The sequence below is a fragment of the Bacillus pretiosus genome, assembly GCF_051294775.1.
Classification (GTDB): Bacteria; Bacillota; Bacilli; order Bacillales; family Bacillaceae_G; genus Bacillus_A; species Bacillus_A wiedmannii.
The window spans coordinates 1-279 of record NZ_JBPPHF010000653.1 but is presented as its reverse complement, the minus strand read 5'-3'; the positions used below and the strand labels follow the sequence as shown (position 1 = coordinate 279).

General features: G+C 54.5%; 1 rRNA gene. It reads right to left on the bottom strand.

Annotated features, from left to right (window positions below):
* Positions 1 to 279, bottom strand: a 23S ribosomal RNA gene (locus tag ACSG5Z_RS32550); the annotation flags it as partial.

Below are 279 nucleotides of genomic sequence, written 5' to 3'. Positions count from 1 at the left end.
CACCTCATCCCCGCACTTTTCACCGTGCGTGGGTTCGGGCCTCCATTCAGTGTTTCCTGAACTTCACCCTGGACATGGGTAGATCACCTGGTTTCGGGTCTACGACCACGTACTAAACGCCCTATTCAGACTCGCTTTCGCTGCGGCTCCGCCTCTTCAGCTTAACCTCGCACGCGATCGTAACTCGCCGGTTCATTCTACAAAAGGCACGCCATCACCCATTAACGGGCTCTGACTATTTGTAGGCACACGGTTTCAGGATCTCTTTCACTCCCCTTC